Origin of the sequence: Burkholderia sp. JKS000303, assembly GCF_002563755.1 — a bacterium.
Classification (GTDB): domain Bacteria; phylum Pseudomonadota; class Gammaproteobacteria; order Burkholderiales; family Burkholderiaceae; genus Burkholderia; species Burkholderia anthina_B.
This window is the reverse complement of the sequence record NZ_PDBZ01000001.1, coordinates 1,989,191-2,003,318: the sequence shown is the minus strand read 5'-3', so window position 1 is coordinate 2,003,318 and position 14,128 is coordinate 1,989,191. Positions and strand designations below refer to the sequence as shown.

Below are 14,128 nucleotides of genomic sequence, written 5' to 3'. Positions count from 1 at the left end.
GGGCAAGTCGACCGGAGCGCCGCCTCGATGCGGCCGGGTGGTCACTCGCTTGGAGAAGCACTATGAACCTGAAGATCAGTGGACATCATCTCGAAGTCACGCCTGCAATTCGCGAATACGTGATCACCAAGCTGGACCGGGTGCTACGCCATAGCGATCAGGTGATCGATGGCACTGTGATCCTCTCGGTCGACAACCACAAGGAAAAGGACAAGCAGCAGCGCGCGGAAATCAATCTGCACCTGAAGGGCAAGGACATCTTCGTCGAAAGCGCGAACGGTAACCTGTACGCTGCGATCGATCTGCTGATCGACAAGCTGGACCGCCAGGTCGTCAAGCACATGGAGCGTCTGCAAACGCACGCACACGACCCGATCAAGCTGCAGCCGTCGATCGACCAGATCGAACTGCCGCCGCAATAACGGTCACTGCAACACCTACGCCGCCCGGTTCGCCGGGCGTTTTTTTTGTGGCTTCGACGCAGTGGTGCGACCGGTCCGTCCATGCTGCGCCACGCGCGCGGCTGTGCTCTATAATGTTCCGGTTATCGCCGGGGGGCGTTGGTGCGGTAGCTGCCTTGCAGGTTGCCGATACCGAACGCCTTGATATCGCCGAACATGGAAAATCAGTCTGCCGCCGCAAGGAGACCCCAGGCCGCCCAATCGCCTGCCAACATGAATCGCCTAGCCAAAATCCTGCCCATAGAGAACGTCGTCATCGACCTCTCCGTCACCAGCAAGAAACGCGTCTTTGAACAAGCCGGGCTGATCTTCGAGAATCAGAACGGCATCGCCCGCAGCACCGTCACGGACAACCTGTTCGCGCGCGAGCGCCTCGGCTCGACCGGGCTCGGCGAAGGCGTCGCGATTCCGCACGGGCGCATCAAGGGGCTCAAGCACCCGCTCGCCGCGTTCGTGCGGCTCGCCGATGCGATCCCGTTCGAAGCGCCCGACGGCCAGCCGGTCGGTCTCCTGATTTTCCTGCTCGTCCCCGAGCAAGCCACTCAGCAACACCTCGAGATCCTGTCGGAAATCGCGCAACTGCTGTCCGATCGCGACGCGCGCGAGCGTCTGCACAACGAAACGGATATCGCCGAGTTGCATCGCCTGCTCACTCAGTGGCAACCTTGAGTTGATCCGGGCGGAATATTTTCCCGAACGAGGCGGCACGCGCCGCCGTCCACGGCTGCCCGGCGCCGGCCCCGCATGGCGACGCCCGTCGCCGCGCGCGTGCACCGGCTCATTGGAGTGACGAGAGTCATGGATACGTCCAGCATCAACGCCCAGAGCATCTTCGACGACAACGCAGCCACGCTGAAGCTGAGCTGGCTGACGGGGCATGAAGGCTGGGAGCGCGGTTTTTCGGCCGACACCGTCGGCAACGCCACGTCGAGCGCCGACCTCGTCGGCCACTTGAACCTGATCCACCCGAACCGGATCCAGGTGCTCGGCGAAGCCGAAATCGACTACTACCAGCGGCAGACCGACGAAGACCGCTCGCGCCACATGGCCGAGCTGATCGCGCTCGAGCCGCCGTTCCTCGTCGTCGCCGGCGGCGCCGCAGCGCCGCCCGAACTCGTGCTGCGCTGCACGCGCTCGTCCACCCCGCTGTTCACGACGCCGATGTCGGCTGCGGCCGTGATCGACAGCCTGCGGCTCTACATGTCGCGCATCCTCGCGCCGCGTGCGACGCTGCACGGCGTGTTCCTCGACATCCTCGGGATGGGCGTGCTGCTCACCGGCGACTCCGGTCTCGGCAAGAGCGAACTCGGCCTCGAACTGATCAGCCGCGGCCACGGCCTCGTCGCCGACGACGCGGTCGATTTCGTCCGACTTGGCCCCGATTTCGTCGAAGGCCGCTGCCCGCCGCTGCTGCAGAACCTGCTCGAAGTGCGCGGCCTCGGCCTGCTCGACATCAAGACGATCTTCGGCGAAACCGCCGTGCGTCGGAAAATGAAGCTGAAGCTGATCGTCCAGCTCGTACGCCGCCCGGACGGCGAATTCCAGCGCCTGCCGCTGGAAAGCCAGACCGTCGACGTGCTCGGTTTGCCGATCAGCAAGGTGACGATCCAGGTGGCGGCCGGCCGCAACCTCGCGGTGCTCGTCGAGGCAGCCGTGCGGAACACGATCCTGCAGTTGCGTGGAATCGACACGTTGCGCGATTTCATGGATCGGCAACGACTCGCGATGCAAGATCCCGACAGTCAGTTCCCCGGCAAGCTCGTGTAATTCCCCCGCGCCGGCCACGCAGCGCCGACGCGTCGAGCCGGTGCTATGATGAAACGTCAGGATTCTCTGCTTCCCATGCGCATCGTCCTCATCACCGGCATCTCCGGCTCAGGCAAATCCGTCGCGCTGAACGCGCTCGAAGACGCAGGCTATTACTGCGTCGACAACCTGCCGCCGCACGTGCTCCCCGAACTCGCCCGCTACCTCGCCGAGGCAGGCCAGCACCGGCTCGCGGTCGCGATCGATGCGCGCTCGAGCGCGTCGCTCGACGAAATGCCCGGCCTGATCCGCGCGCTGTCGCTCGAGCACGACGTCCGCGTGCTGTTCCTGAACGCGAGCACGCAGGCACTGATCCAGCGCTTCTCCGAAACGCGCCGGCGCCACCCGCTGTCCGGCTCGCCGTCGCACGATGCGAACGTCGGTCTGCTGTCGTCGCTCGAGGAAGCGATCGAGCGCGAACGCGATCTCGTCGCGCCGCTCGCCGAATTCGGTCACCAGATCGATACCAGCACGCTGCGTGCAAACGTGCTGCGCACGTGGGTCAAGCGCTTCATCGAGCAGAAGAACAACGACCTGATGGTGATGTTCGAGTCGTTCGGCTTCAAGCGCGGCGTGCCGCTCGACGCCGACCTGATGTTCGACGTACGCGCGCTGCCGAATCCGTACTACGACCATGAGTTGCGCCCGCTCACCGGGCTCGACCAGCCGGTCATCGCCTTTCTCGACGCACTGCCGATCGTCCACCAGATGATCGACGACATCCATGCGTTCCTGATGAAATGGCTGCCGCACTTTCGCGAAGACAACCGCAGCTACCTGACCGTCGCCATTGGCTGCACGGGCGGGCAGCATCGCTCGGTGTTCATCGCGGAAACGCTCGCCGCGCGCCTCGCGCCCGAGGCGAACGTGATCGTGCGGCATCGTGACGCGCCCGTGGATGTCGACGCGTCGTCGCGGCTCGTCACCGAGGTCGACCGACCTTAGCGACCCCCGCCCTTTCGCCGGCGCGCCATGTCTACCCTATCGACCACCCTGATCGACCTGCCGCTGTTTCCGCTGCACACGGTGCTGTTCCCCGGTGGCTGGCTGCCGCTCAAGGTGTTCGAGGCGCGCTATCTCGACATGGCCCGGGCCTGCCTGCGCGATGACGCGCCGTTCGGCGTGTGCCTGCTGAAGAGCGGCCCCGAAGTGGCCCAGGACGGCGCCGTCTCGGTGCCCGAGACCATCGGCTGCATGGCACGCATCACCGAGTGCGACACCGGCGAATTCGGGATGCTGTTCCTGCAGACTATCGGCACGCAGCGCTTCGAGCTGCTGTCGCATCGCGTCGAAGGCAACGGGCTGCTGGTCGGCATCGCGGAGCCGCTGCCCGACGACATCCCGCTCGAAGGCGAACAGGCGCTCGCGCAATTCGGCTCGTGCGCCGAGGTGCTCGAGCGCATCATCGAAGCGTTGAAGAAATCGGAACCGGGCAAGATGCCGTTCGGCGAACCGTTCCGTCTCGACGATCCGAGCTGGGTGTCGAACCGCCTCGCCGAACTGCTGCCGCTCGACCTCCGCGCGCGGCAGAAGCTGATGGAGTTTCCGGACGTCGGTGCGCGCATCGACGCCGTCCACCACGTGCTCGACCGGCACGGGTGGCTGTAAGCACACCCATCGCGCATCGCTTCGTGACGGCCTCCCGCGCAGCGCATCGGCCGGGTTGAAAACCCGGCGTTTTGCAGCGCGCGCGGCCCGTGCCGCGCACCACCCCTCTCGTTACAGCAGCGGCCCGCTCAGTGCATCGAGCAGCTTGCGCACGGGCGCCGGCACCCCGTACGCGTCGAGCCTGCTCAGCGGCACCCACGCCGTTTCGGCATCCTGCGCGAGCGGCAGTCCGCCGGCCGTCATGTCGCTCAGCCGCGGCTCGATCTCGAGCCGGAAATGCGTGAACGTGTGCGTGAACGGCGCGAGCGGCACCGGGCCGCCACCGCCGAAGCCGCGGGCGAGTTCCGCGAGCGCGGCGTCGCCGTCGGCCTGCGGCAGGCACCACAGCCCGCCCCAGATGCCGGCCGGCGGCCGCCGCTCGAGCAGCACGGCATCGCCGTCGCGCAGCACGAGCATCCAGGTCTTGCGGGTCGGCACCGCCTTCTTCGGCCGCGCGGCAGGCAGTTCGCGCTGCCGTCCCGTCGATTGCGCGACGCAGTCGCCCGCGAACGGACAACGCGTGCAATCCGGCTTGCCGCGCATGCACAGCGTCGCGCCGAGATCCATCAGCCCCTGCGTGTACGCGCTCACGTCAGCCGGGTTCGCGGCATCCGGCAGCAGCGATTCGGCAAGCGCCCACATGTCGTTCTCGACGCGCTTCTCGCCCGGAAAGCCTTCGACGCCGAACACCCGGGCGAGCACGCGCTTCACGTTGCCGTCGAGAATCGTCGCGCGCGCACCGTATGCGAACGACGCGATCGCCGCGGCCGTCGAGCGGCCGATGCCGGGCAGTTCGGCGAGCGCGTCGGGCGTCGACGGGAATACGCCGCCATGCTCGGCGGCGACCACCTGCGCGCAGCGATGCAGGTTACGGGCGCGCGAGTAGTAGCCGAGGCCGGCCCACAGCGCCATCACGTCGTCGGCCGGCGCGTCGGCCAGCGCGACGACGGTCGGGAAGCGTTCGAGAAAGCGCGCGTAGTACGGAATGACGGTCGATACCTGCGTCTGCTGCAGCATGATTTCCGACAACCAGATCCGGTACGGATCGCGGGTGTTCTGCCACGGCAGGTCGTGGCGGCCGTGCACGCGCTGCCACGCGACGAGGCGCGAGGCGAACGTGCCGTGCAGCGGCGTGACGGGGTATGGGGCGGGGGCGGTGCGAGGCGGCTTCAAGTGTTCGAATCTGTGAAAAAGGTTTCAACGCGCGGTTCAGCGCTGGCAGGTCGGGCAGTAATAGGTGGAACGCTGACCCTGGACGATCTGCCGGATCGGCGTGCCGCAGACGCGGCACGGCAGGCCCGCGCGATCGTAGACGAAGCAGTCGAGCTGGAAATACCCGCTTTCGCCGTTGCTGCCGACGAAGTCGCGCAGCGTGCTGCCGCCGCGCTCGATTGCGTCGGCGAGCGTCGCCCGGACGGCGTCGGCCAGCCGCTCGTAGCGCGGCAACGATACCTTGCCGGCGGCCGTCGTCGGCCGGATGCCGGCGCGAAACAGGCTCTCGGACGCATAGATGTTGCCGACGCCGACGACCATGTCGCCCGCGAGCAGCGCCTGCTTGACCGACACCGTGCGACCGCGCGTGCGCGCGTGCAGCAGCGCGCCGGTGAACGCGGGCGAAAACGGCTCGACGCCGAGGCTCGCGAGCAGCGGATGCGAATGGACGTCGCCCGCTTCGCGCGGGTGCCACAGCACGGCACCGAAACGGCGCGGATCGCGAAACCGCAGCACGAATTCGTCGAAAATCCAGTCGATATGGTCGTGTTTGGCGGCAACCGGCACGCCGGCCGCGGGCAGCACGCGCAACGTGCCCGTCATCCCGAGATGGACGATGAACCAGCCCGCGTCGACCTCGAACAGCAGGTACTTGCCGCGGCGCTCGACCGCGAGCACCTCGCGCGCGCGCAGTTGCTCCGCGAGCCCCGCCGGCACGGGCCAGCGCAGCATCGCGGTACGGACGTCGACACGCTGGACGCGGCGACCTGCGACAAAGGGCTCGATGCCCCGGCGCGTGACTTCGACTTCTGGCAACTCTGGCATATTTTGCGGGTCTGAGGCTGGATTCACTATCGTGCGTGTATTGTAGCGAGCGCGTTACAATCGGTTGAAACATCGAACGGATTTCCATGACCCTGCCCTCGAAGCTGCTTCTGAAGCGCCCCGCCGCCGAGCGTGGCGCGCGTGCGTTCCCGGTCCGCCGCGCGCTCGGCGCCGCGCTGTTCGCCGCCTGGACCCTCTCCGCCTTCCCGGCTCACGCGCAGGATCCGGCATCGGACGACGCGGATTCGCAGGGCGCGTTCGAGCACGTGATGCCGGACGAGAAGAAGGATCTCCCCGGCGTCCCGCTGACGAGCCAGATCGTCTATCAGGTACTGGCTGCCGAGGTCGCGCTCCAGCGCAACCAGCCCGCGCCGGCCTACCAGACCTATCTCGCACTCGCCCGCGACACCCACGATCCGCGCATGGCGCAACGCGCGACCGAGATCGCGCTCGGCGCGCAGAGCCCGGCCGATGCACTGTCCGCGGCGTCCCTGTGGCGCCAGTACGCCCCCGATTCGAACCGCGCGTCGCAGGTCGACGCCGCGCTGCTCGTGCTCGCCGGCAAGCCGGCCGACGCAGAACCGATGCTCGCGCGCGAGCTGGCCCGCGCGACCGGCGAAACGCGCGGCCCCGCGATCCTCGCGCTGCAGGCGCTGCTGGTGCGCGGCTCCGACCGCGTCGGCGGCCTCGCGGTGCTGAAGGACATGCTGAAGAACGACATGAACCGGCCCGAGGCGCAGCTCGCGATCGCGCGGCAGCAGCTCGCGGTCGACGACAAGGACGGCGCCGCGCAGTCGCTGAAGCAGGCGCTGCAGATCCGCCCGGACTACCTGCCGGCGGCGCTGATGCTGTCGCAGATGGGCCCCGCGGAGCGTGCGGCCGGCATCGCGTCGTTCGAGAAATATGTTCAGCAGAATCCGAAATCGCGCGACGCGCGGCTCGCGCTGTCGCAGCTCTATCTCGCCGACGATCGCCTGGACGACGCGCAGAAGCAGTTCGAGACGATGCACAAGCTCGACTCGAAGGATCCGACGCCGCTGATGGCGCTCGCGCTGATCAAGATCCAGCAGAAGAAGCTCGACGATGCGAGCGCGTACCTGAAGCAGTACGTGCAGCTCGGCGACAAGCAGCCGAACCTCGACGTCGGCCAGGGCTACATCTATCTCGCGCAGATCGCGATCGAGCAGAACAACGACGCGCAGGCGTCGCAATGGCTCGACAAGGTCGACCAGACGAGCCAGCACTACCTGCCCGCGCAGATCACGCGCGCGCAGCTGCTGCAGAAACAGGGCAAGACCGACGAAGCGCGCAAGGTGCTCGACGACCTGCCGATCAGCGATCCGCGCGATGCCGCGGTCGTCGCACGCACCGACGCGTCGATCCTGTTCACCGCGAAGCGCTATCCGGAAGCCGAGGCGCGGCTCGCGCAGGCGGTGCAGGACTTCCCGGACGATCCCGACCTGCGCTACGACTACGCGATGGCGGCCGAGAAGACCGGCCACTACACGACGATGGAAAAGCAGCTGCGCGAACTGATCCGCACGCAGCCCGACAATCCGCAGGCGTACAACGCGCTCGGCTATTCGCTGGCCGACCGCAACCAGCGCCTGCCCGAGGCCAGCAAGCTGATCGACAAGGCCATGTCGCTCGCACCGAACGATGCGTACATCATGGACAGCCTCGGCTGGGTGAAGTACCGGATGGGCGACACGGCCGGCGCGGCGAAGATCCTGCGGCAGGCGTACGACCTGCAGCCGAACGCCGAGATCGGCGCGCACCTCGGCGAAGTGCTGTGGAAGAGCGGCGCGCAGGACGACGCGCGCGCCGCATGGCGTGCCGCGCAGAAGCTCGAGCCCGACAACGACACGCTCGTGCAGACGCTCAAGCGCTTCCAGATCAACAGCCTCTGATGCGGATGTTCCCGATGCTTTCCCCGTCTTCCCGCGCGCTGCGCACGCTGGCCGCGGCCGGTGCGGCGCTCGCGCTTGCCGGCTGCGCGAGCACGCCGCCGTCGGCGAATGCGCCGTCGGGCGCCGTGCTGCAGACGGCCGCAACGCATGCGTACCACGGCCGCTTCGCGGTGCAGTACGACGACCGCCTCGGCAGGCAGCAGAACGTGTACGGCAACTTCGACTGGCAGGAGCACGGCGACGACGTATCGCTCGAATTGCGCAGCCCGCTCGGCCAGACGCTCGCGATCGTGAAATCGACGCCGCAGGCCGCGTCGCTCGAGCTGCCGAATCGCCAGCCGCAATACGCGACGGACGTCGGCGAGCTGATGCAGAAAGCGCTCGGCTTCTCGCTGCCGCTGGCCGGCCTGCGCTACTGGCTGCTGCCGACGCCCGCGCCCGCGACGCCCGCGCAGACGGTGCGCGACCCGGCCGACGCGACGCGCGTCAAGCAGATTCGCCAGGACGGCTGGACGATCGACTACCTCGCCTACGCGGATGCGCCGGCCACCGGCGTCAAACGCGTCAACCTCGTGCGCGCGACTCCGCCGCTCGACATCAAGCTCGTGCTCGACCAGTAAGCACGCGAACCTAGCCCCGACATACGCATGACCGATTCGACCCGCTCGCTGCGCAATTGCCTCGCGCCCGCGAAACTCAACCTGTTCCTGCACATCACCGGCCGTCGTCCGAACGGCTATCACGATCTGCAGAGCGTGTTCCAGTTGCTGAACTGGGGCGATACGCTGCACTTCACGCTGCGCGACGACGGTCGCGTCGCCCGCGTCACGGACGTGCCGGGCGTGCCCGAGGAAAGCGATCTCGTCGTGCGCGCGGCGAACCTGCTGAAAGCCCACACGGGCACCGCGGCCGGCGTCGACATCGAAATCGACAAGCGCCTGCCGATGGGTGCGGGCCTCGGCGGCGGCAGCTCCGACGCGGCGACGACGCTGCTCGCGCTGAACCGCCTGTGGCAACTCGACCTGCCGCGCACGGAGCTGCAATCGCTCGCGGTGAAACTCGGCGCAGACGTCCCGTTTTTTGTTTTTGGAAAAAATGCGTTCGCAGAGGGTATCGGGGAAGAATTAGCTGAGGTACAATTGCCGACTCGCTGGTTCCTGGTTGTGACGCCGCGAGTTCATGTCCCTACCGCTGAAATTTTTTCAGATAAATTGTTGACAAGGGATACGAAGCCAGTCACAATTGCTGACTTTCTTGCTCAGCAAAACAGCGATGCGGGATGGCCAGACAGTTTCGGCCGGAACGATATGCAGGAAGTTGTAGCAAGTAAGTACGTGGAAGTTGCGCAGGTGGTCAAATGGTTGTATAATGTGACCCCCGCGAGGATGACAGGCTCCGGAGCAAGTGTGTTTGCAGCGTTTCGCAGCAAACATGAGGCAGAAGCGGCGAAAGCCAAGTTGCCCACCGGTTGGAACGGTGCAGTTGCCGAGAGCTTGAACGAACATCCGCTCTTCGCTTTCGCGTCATGAAGTTTTGCTTTATCGGATGGCCTACAACTCCGGTAAAGTTATCAGTTAAGTGTAGGGGAGTCGCCAAGTTGGTCAAGGCACCGGATTTTGATTCCGGCATGCGAGGGTTCGAGTCCTTCCTCCCCTGCCAAAAATTTTCCCGCATTTCCCGCCTAAGCCTGAAGCAGGTGCACGATGAGCAGCCACAGCCATGATGGCTTGATGGTCTTTACTGGCAACGCGAATCCCGCGCTCGCCCAGGAAGTCGTCAATATCCTTGGAATCCCCCTTGGCAAAGCCATGGTCAGCCGGTTCTCCGACGGCGAGATCCAGGTCGAGATTCAGGAAAACGTGCGCGGCAAGGACGTCTTCGTCCTGCAATCCACGTGCGCGCCGACGAATGACAATCTGATGGAACTGATGATCATGGTCGATGCGCTCAAGCGCGCATCCGCTGGCCGGATCACTGCTGCCATCCCCTACTTCGGCTATGCCCGCCAGGACCGTCGCCCGCGTTCGGCGCGTGTCGCGATCTCGGCGAAGGTCATCGCGAACATGCTGGAAATCGCCGGCGTCGAGCGGATCATCACGATGGATCTGCACGCCGACCAGATTCAAGGCTTCTTCGACATTCCGGTCGACAACATCTACGCAACGCCGATCCTGCTGGGTGACCTGCGCAAGCAGAACTACTCGGATCTGCTCGTCGTGTCCCCGGACGTCGGCGGCGTGGTGCGTGCCCGTGCACTCGCGAAGCAGCTCAACTGCGACCTCGCGATCATCGACAAGCGTCGTCCGAAGGCGAACATCGCCGAAGTGATGAACATCATCGGTGAAGTCGAAGGCCGTACCTGCGTGATCATGGACGACATGGTCGATACGGCAGGCACGCTCTGCAAGGCGGCACAAGTGCTGAAGGATCGCGGCGCGAAGCAGGTGTTTGCCTACGCGACGCACCCGGTGCTGTCGGGTGGCGCCGCCGATCGTATCGCTGCATCGGCACTCGACGAGCTGGTCGTCACCGATACGATCCCGCTGTCGGCCGAATCGCTGGCCTGCTCGAAGATCCGCTCGCTGACGAGCGCGAGCCTGCTGGCCGAAACGTTCTCGCGGATCCGCCGCGGCGATTCGGTGATGTCGCTGTTCGCGGAATCCTGATCGCGGAACGACACGACAAAGTAATGCGCAGAAAGCGAAGCGGCAACGTTTCGCTTTTTGCACAATCGGACGGGATAGACGAAACCCCGTCCGCTTCATCGGGGGCCGCCATTTCGCCGGCCCCGTTTTACTGCCTGGTCGCGGGCAGCTATTGGAGAATCACATGAAAGTCGTCGCTTTCGAGCGCCAAGAGCAAGGTACGGGTGCGAGCCGCCGCCTGCGCAACGCTGGTAAGACCACGGGTATCGTCTACGGTGGCGAAGCAGCCCCGCAAAAGATCGAACTCGATCACAACGCGCTGTGGCACGCCCTGAAGAAGGAAGCCTTCCACTCGTCGATCCTCGACCTCGAAGTGGCTGGTCAAGCGCAACAAGTTCTGCTGCGCGACGTGCAATACCACCCGTTCAAGCAACTGGTGCTGCACGTTGACTTCCAGCGCGTTGACGCGAAGAAGAAGCTGCACACGAAGGCACCGCTGCACTTCCTGAACGCTGAAGTCAGCCCGGCCGTGAAGCTGTCGAGCGCGATCGTTTCGCACGTCGCGACGGAAATCGAAATCGAGTGCCTGCCGGCTGACCTGCCGGAGTTCCTCGAAGTCGATCTGTCGAAGATCGAAGCGGGTCAATCGCTGCACGCGAAGGACATCACGCTGCCGAAGGGCGTCGCGCTGGTCGCGCACGTCGACGCGGAAAACCCGGTTGTCGCATCGGCGACGATCCCGGCTGGTGCCGTGTCGGACGCAGCAGAAGGCGAAACGCCGGCTGCCTAAGCGGTCGCCTATGCGCCCGTTCGATCCGTTTCACGAAACGGTCGACGCAACCCGCCGCGGCTTGCCCGGCGGGTTTTTCTTTTTCTGCGCCCAGGCGGCCCTTGCCGCCCACGAAACGTCATGATCAAACTGATCGTCGGCCTCGGCAATCCCGGGGCGGAATACACCGCGACGCGCCACAACGCCGGCTTCTGGCTGATCGACCAGCTCGCCCGCGAAGCAGGCACGACGCTGCGCGACGAGCGCCGCTTCCACGGCTTCTACGCGAAAGCGCGCCTGCACGGCGAGGAAGTCCACCTGCTCGAGCCGCAAACCTACATGAACCGCTCCGGCCAGTCGGTCGTCGCGCTCGCGAGTTTCTTCAAGATCCTGCCCGACCAGATTCTCGTCGCCCACGACGAGCTCGATCTGCCGCCCGGCACCGTGAAGCTGAAGCTCGGCGGCGGCAGCGGCGGCCACAACGGCCTCAAGGACATTTCCGCGCACCTGTCGTCTCAGCAGTACTGGCGGCTGCGGATCGGCATCGGCCATCCGCGCGACCTGATTCCGGAAGGCGCGCGCGCCGGCGCGAAGCCCGACGTCGCGAACTTCGTGCTGAAGCCGCCGCGCCGCGAGGAGCAGGACGTGATCGACGCGTCGATCGAACGCGCGCTCGCCGTGATGCCGATGGTGGTCAAAGGCGAACTCGACCGCGCAACGATGCAGCTGCATCGCAACTGAACGCGCATCGCACCGGCATGGCGCATCATGCCGTCCGGCTGCGCCGGGCGGCCGCCCCTTCCCACGCAATTGCGCACTGCAACGTCCACATGCGGTAATCTCGTCGTTTTGCCCGTCAGGAGCCAAGCGGTGAGCCGTTACTGGAGCGACGTCGTTCAGCAACTCGTGCCTTACGTGCCGGGCGAACAGCCCGCGCTCGCGCACCCCGTCAAGCTGAACACCAACGAGAATCCCTATCCGCCTTCACCGCGCGTCGTCGCGGCGATCGCACGCGAACTCGGCGACACCGGCGACACGCTGCGCCGCTATCCCGATCCGCTCGCGCGCGCGCTGCGCGAGACGGTCGCGGCCCATCACCGCATCAAGCCCGAGCAGATCTTCGTCGGCAACGGCTCCGACGAAGTGCTCGCGCATGCGTTCCAGGCGCTGCTCAAGCACGACCGGCCGCTGCGCTTCCCGGACATCTCGTACAGCTTCTATCCGACCTATGCACGCCTGTACGGCATAGAAACCACCGTCGTGCCGCTCGCGGACGACTTCTCGATCCGGGTCGAAGACTATCTGGACGACGCCGGCGGCGTGCTGTTTCCGAATCCGAATGCACCGACCGGTCGGGCGCTGCCGCTCGCGGACATCGAACGGATCGTGGCCGCGAACCCGTCGTCGGTCGTCGTGATCGACGAAGCGTACGTGGATTTCGGCGCGCAATCGGCCATCACGCTGATCGACCGGTATCCGAACCTGCTCGTCGTGCACACGACGTCGAAGGCGCGCTCGCTCGCGGGCATGCGCGTCGGTTGCGCGTTCGGCGATGCAGGGTTGATCGACGCGCTCAATCGCGTGAAGGACAGCTTCAACTCGTATCCGCTCGACCGGCTCGCGCAGGTCGCCGCTCAGGCCGCATACGAAGACACCGACTATTTCGCTGCGATCTGCCGGCGCGTGATCGACAGCCGTGAACGACTCACGCACGCGCTCGAAGGGCTCGGTTTCGACGTCATCCCGTCGGCGGCGAACTTCGTGTTCGCGCGCCATCCCGCGCACGATGCGGGCGCGATCACGGCAAAGCTGAAGGATCGGGAGATTTTCGTGCGGCACTTCCGCGCGCCGCGAATCGACCAGTATCTGCGCATCACCGTCGGCACCGATGCCGAATGCGACGCGCTCGTCGCGGCACTGCGCGAGCTGCTGGGCTGAAACGGAACCGGCGCCGAAAGGCGCCGGCCGGAAATCGTGACGCCATGACCGTGACGCGCGCACGGCCATGCCGCAGCGCGTCACCGCAAGGTCACTGCGCGTCGTCGCCCTTCGCGGCGATCAACGCGTGGTACTTCTCCATCAATTGCGCGTGCGATTCGTCATGCTGGGGATCGCGCGGAATGCACTCGACCGGACACACCTGCTGGCACTGCGGTTCGTCGAAATGGCCGACGCACTCGGTGCACTTGTTCGGGTCGATCACGTAGATATCCGTGCCCATCGAAATCGCGCCGTTCGGGCACTCGGGCTCGCACACGTCGCAATTGATGCACTCGTCGGTAATCATCAAAGACATACTGATCTCACTTCTTCAGGCCAGCGGCCGGCTTCACGACGAAACCGGCCGGCGCCGCGTCACGCGGCCGGGCCTCCCATCGCAGCGACTTTCTCGGTCAGCCACTTCTCGACGGACGGAAACACGAACTTGCTGACATCGCCGCCCAACTGCGCGATTTCCCGCACGATCGTCCCCGAGATGAACTGGTACTGATCGGACGGCGTCATGAACATCGTCTCGACGTCGGGCAGCAGATAGCGGTTCATCCCTGCCATCTGGAACTCATATTCGAAATCGGACACGGCACGCAGGCCGCGCACGATCACGCGTGCGTTGTTGACGCGAACGAAGTCCTTCAGGAGACCGGTGAAACTCATCACCTTCACGTTCGGATAATGACCGAGCACCTCGTTCGCAATCGTCAGACGTTCTTCCAGCGAAAAGAACGGCTTCTTCGCGCGGCTGTCCGCAACGCCGACTACCAGCGTATCAAAAATGCTCGACGCACGCCGCACGAGGTCTTCGTGCCCGCGCGTCAGCGGATCGAACGTACCGGGATACACGGCGACTACCAT

General features: G+C 65.5%; 16 protein-coding genes and 1 tRNA gene. 13 read left to right on the top strand and 4 right to left on the bottom strand.

Features of this window, described 5'->3' with window-relative positions; translation table 11 throughout:
- Nucleotides 1-62: 62 nt before the first annotated feature.
- From hpf to BX604_RS09710, 5 genes are all read left to right on the top strand, one after another.
- On the top strand, nucleotides 63-422 hold the full coding sequence (gene hpf, locus BX604_RS09730) for a ribosome hibernation-promoting factor, HPF/YfiA family (protein ID WP_006477786.1): 360 nt from the start codon (nucleotides 63-65) through the stop codon (nucleotides 420-422).
- Nucleotides 423-617: 195 nt separating this feature from the next.
- Nucleotides 618-1,130, top strand: a complete 513-nt coding sequence (locus BX604_RS09725) for a PTS sugar transporter subunit IIA (RefSeq protein WP_059451610.1) — start codon at nucleotides 618-620, stop codon at nucleotides 1,128-1,130.
- Between the two features lie 129 nt (nucleotides 1,131-1,259).
- Nucleotides 1,260-2,228, top strand: a complete 969-nt coding sequence (hprK, locus tag BX604_RS09720; RefSeq protein ID WP_006483133.1) for an HPr(Ser) kinase/phosphatase — start codon at nucleotides 1,260-1,262, stop codon at nucleotides 2,226-2,228.
- Nucleotides 2,229-2,303: 75 nt separating this feature from the next.
- Entirely contained in the window at nucleotides 2,304-3,212 is a 909-nt protein-coding gene (gene rapZ, locus BX604_RS09715; RefSeq protein ID WP_096507360.1) for an RNase adapter RapZ, read from the top strand.
- A 27-nt stretch (nucleotides 3,213-3,239) separates the two neighbouring features.
- Nucleotides 3,240-3,875 (top strand): LON peptidase substrate-binding domain-containing protein, encoded by a 636-nt coding sequence (locus BX604_RS09710; RefSeq protein WP_098550555.1) that lies wholly within the window; start codon nucleotides 3,240-3,242, stop codon nucleotides 3,873-3,875.
- A 111-nt stretch (nucleotides 3,876-3,986) separates the two neighbouring features.
- Here BX604_RS09710 and mutY read toward each other — a convergent pair whose 3' ends face one another.
- Complete coding sequence (gene mutY / locus BX604_RS09705) at nucleotides 3,987-5,087, bottom strand: A/G-specific adenine glycosylase (RefSeq protein WP_098550554.1); 1,101 nt, start codon at nucleotides 5,085-5,087, stop codon at nucleotides 3,987-3,989.
- 36 nt (nucleotides 5,088-5,123) lie between these two features.
- Nucleotides 5,124-5,951 carry a bifunctional DNA-formamidopyrimidine glycosylase/DNA-(apurinic or apyrimidinic site) lyase gene (gene mutM, locus BX604_RS09700; RefSeq protein ID WP_098550553.1) on the bottom strand — a complete coding sequence of 276 codons (828 nt, stop codon included), beginning with the start codon at nucleotides 5,949-5,951 and terminating at the stop codon, nucleotides 5,124-5,126.
- An 86-nt stretch (nucleotides 5,952-6,037) separates the two neighbouring features.
- Between mutM and BX604_RS09695 the strand changes: the two genes are divergently transcribed.
- From BX604_RS09695 to hisC, 8 genes are all read left to right on the top strand, one after another.
- Nucleotides 6,038-7,861, top strand: coding sequence for a tetratricopeptide repeat protein (locus BX604_RS09695; protein WP_098550552.1), 1,824 nt, complete (start codon nucleotides 6,038-6,040; stop codon nucleotides 7,859-7,861).
- A complete protein-coding gene (gene lolB / locus BX604_RS09690; RefSeq protein WP_098550551.1) occupies nucleotides 7,861-8,481 on the top strand; it encodes a lipoprotein insertase outer membrane protein LolB in 621 nt (206 codons plus the stop codon). Before BX604_RS09695 ends, lolB begins: the two co-directional genes overlap by 1 nt.
- Nucleotides 8,482-8,508: 27 nt before the next feature.
- Complete coding sequence (ispE, locus tag BX604_RS09685; protein WP_098550550.1) at nucleotides 8,509-9,390, top strand: 4-(cytidine 5'-diphospho)-2-C-methyl-D-erythritol kinase; 882 nt, start codon at nucleotides 8,509-8,511, stop codon at nucleotides 9,388-9,390.
- A gap of 53 nt (nucleotides 9,391-9,443) precedes the next feature.
- A tRNA-Gln gene (locus BX604_RS09680) sits at nucleotides 9,444-9,520 on the top strand.
- A gap of 44 nt (nucleotides 9,521-9,564) precedes the next feature.
- Nucleotides 9,565-10,527 carry a ribose-phosphate pyrophosphokinase gene (locus BX604_RS09675; protein WP_059233164.1) on the top strand — a complete coding sequence of 321 codons (963 nt, stop codon included), beginning with the start codon at nucleotides 9,565-9,567 and terminating at the stop codon, nucleotides 10,525-10,527.
- A 163-nt stretch (nucleotides 10,528-10,690) separates the two neighbouring features.
- Complete coding sequence (locus tag BX604_RS09670; protein WP_098550549.1) at nucleotides 10,691-11,296, top strand: 50S ribosomal protein L25/general stress protein Ctc; 606 nt, start codon at nucleotides 10,691-10,693, stop codon at nucleotides 11,294-11,296.
- 120 nt (nucleotides 11,297-11,416) lie between these two features.
- Complete coding sequence (gene pth, locus BX604_RS09665) at nucleotides 11,417-12,016, top strand: aminoacyl-tRNA hydrolase (RefSeq protein ID WP_096507367.1); 600 nt, start codon at nucleotides 11,417-11,419, stop codon at nucleotides 12,014-12,016.
- Nucleotides 12,017-12,145: 129 nt separating this feature from the next.
- Nucleotides 12,146-13,213 carry a histidinol-phosphate transaminase gene (hisC, locus tag BX604_RS09660; RefSeq protein ID WP_098550548.1) on the top strand — a complete coding sequence of 356 codons (1,068 nt, stop codon included), beginning with the start codon at nucleotides 12,146-12,148 and terminating at the stop codon, nucleotides 13,211-13,213.
- Between the two features lie 91 nt (nucleotides 13,214-13,304).
- Here the strand turns inward: hisC and BX604_RS09655 are convergent, their stop codons facing one another.
- Together BX604_RS09655 and coaD are read right to left on the bottom strand one after the other, a co-directional pair.
- Nucleotides 13,305-13,571, bottom strand: coding sequence for a YfhL family 4Fe-4S dicluster ferredoxin (locus BX604_RS09655; protein WP_098550547.1), 267 nt, complete (start codon nucleotides 13,569-13,571; stop codon nucleotides 13,305-13,307).
- Nucleotides 13,572-13,630: 59 nt separating this feature from the next.
- Entirely contained in the window at nucleotides 13,631-14,128 is a 498-nt protein-coding gene (gene coaD, locus BX604_RS09650) for a pantetheine-phosphate adenylyltransferase (protein ID WP_014895999.1), read from the bottom strand.

Excerpts from the sequence above, each read along its gene's own strand:
- hpf (WP_006477786.1), top strand. The coding sequence starts at position 63 with ATGAACCTGAAGATCAGTGGACATCATCTCGAAGTCACGCCTGCAATT.
- BX604_RS09725 (WP_059451610.1), top strand. The coding sequence starts at position 618 with ATGGAAAATCAGTCTGCCGCCGCAAGGAGACCCCAGGCCGCCCAATCG.
- hprK (WP_006483133.1), top strand. The coding sequence starts at position 1,260 with ATGGATACGTCCAGCATCAACGCCCAGAGCATCTTCGACGACAACGCA.
- rapZ (WP_096507360.1), top strand. The coding sequence starts at position 2,304 with ATGCGCATCGTCCTCATCACCGGCATCTCCGGCTCAGGCAAATCCGTC.
- BX604_RS09710 (WP_098550555.1), top strand. The coding sequence starts at position 3,240 with ATGTCTACCCTATCGACCACCCTGATCGACCTGCCGCTGTTTCCGCTG.
- mutM (WP_098550553.1), bottom strand. The coding sequence starts at position 5,951 with ATGCCAGAGTTGCCAGAAGTCGAAGTCACGCGCCGGGGCATCGAGCCC.
- BX604_RS09695 (WP_098550552.1), top strand. The coding sequence starts at position 6,038 with ATGACCCTGCCCTCGAAGCTGCTTCTGAAGCGCCCCGCCGCCGAGCGT.
- lolB (WP_098550551.1), top strand. The coding sequence starts at position 7,861 with ATGCGGATGTTCCCGATGCTTTCCCCGTCTTCCCGCGCGCTGCGCACG.
- ispE (WP_098550550.1), top strand. The coding sequence starts at position 8,509 with ATGACCGATTCGACCCGCTCGCTGCGCAATTGCCTCGCGCCCGCGAAA.
- BX604_RS09675 (WP_059233164.1), top strand. The coding sequence starts at position 9,565 with ATGAGCAGCCACAGCCATGATGGCTTGATGGTCTTTACTGGCAACGCG.
- BX604_RS09670 (WP_098550549.1), top strand. The coding sequence starts at position 10,691 with ATGAAAGTCGTCGCTTTCGAGCGCCAAGAGCAAGGTACGGGTGCGAGC.
- pth (WP_096507367.1), top strand. The coding sequence starts at position 11,417 with ATGATCAAACTGATCGTCGGCCTCGGCAATCCCGGGGCGGAATACACC.
- BX604_RS09655 (WP_098550547.1), bottom strand. The coding sequence starts at position 13,571 with ATGTCTTTGATGATTACCGACGAGTGCATCAATTGCGACGTGTGCGAG.
- coaD (WP_014895999.1), bottom strand. The coding sequence starts at position 14,128 with ATGGTAGTCGCCGTGTATCCCGGTACGTTCGATCCGCTGACGCGCGGG.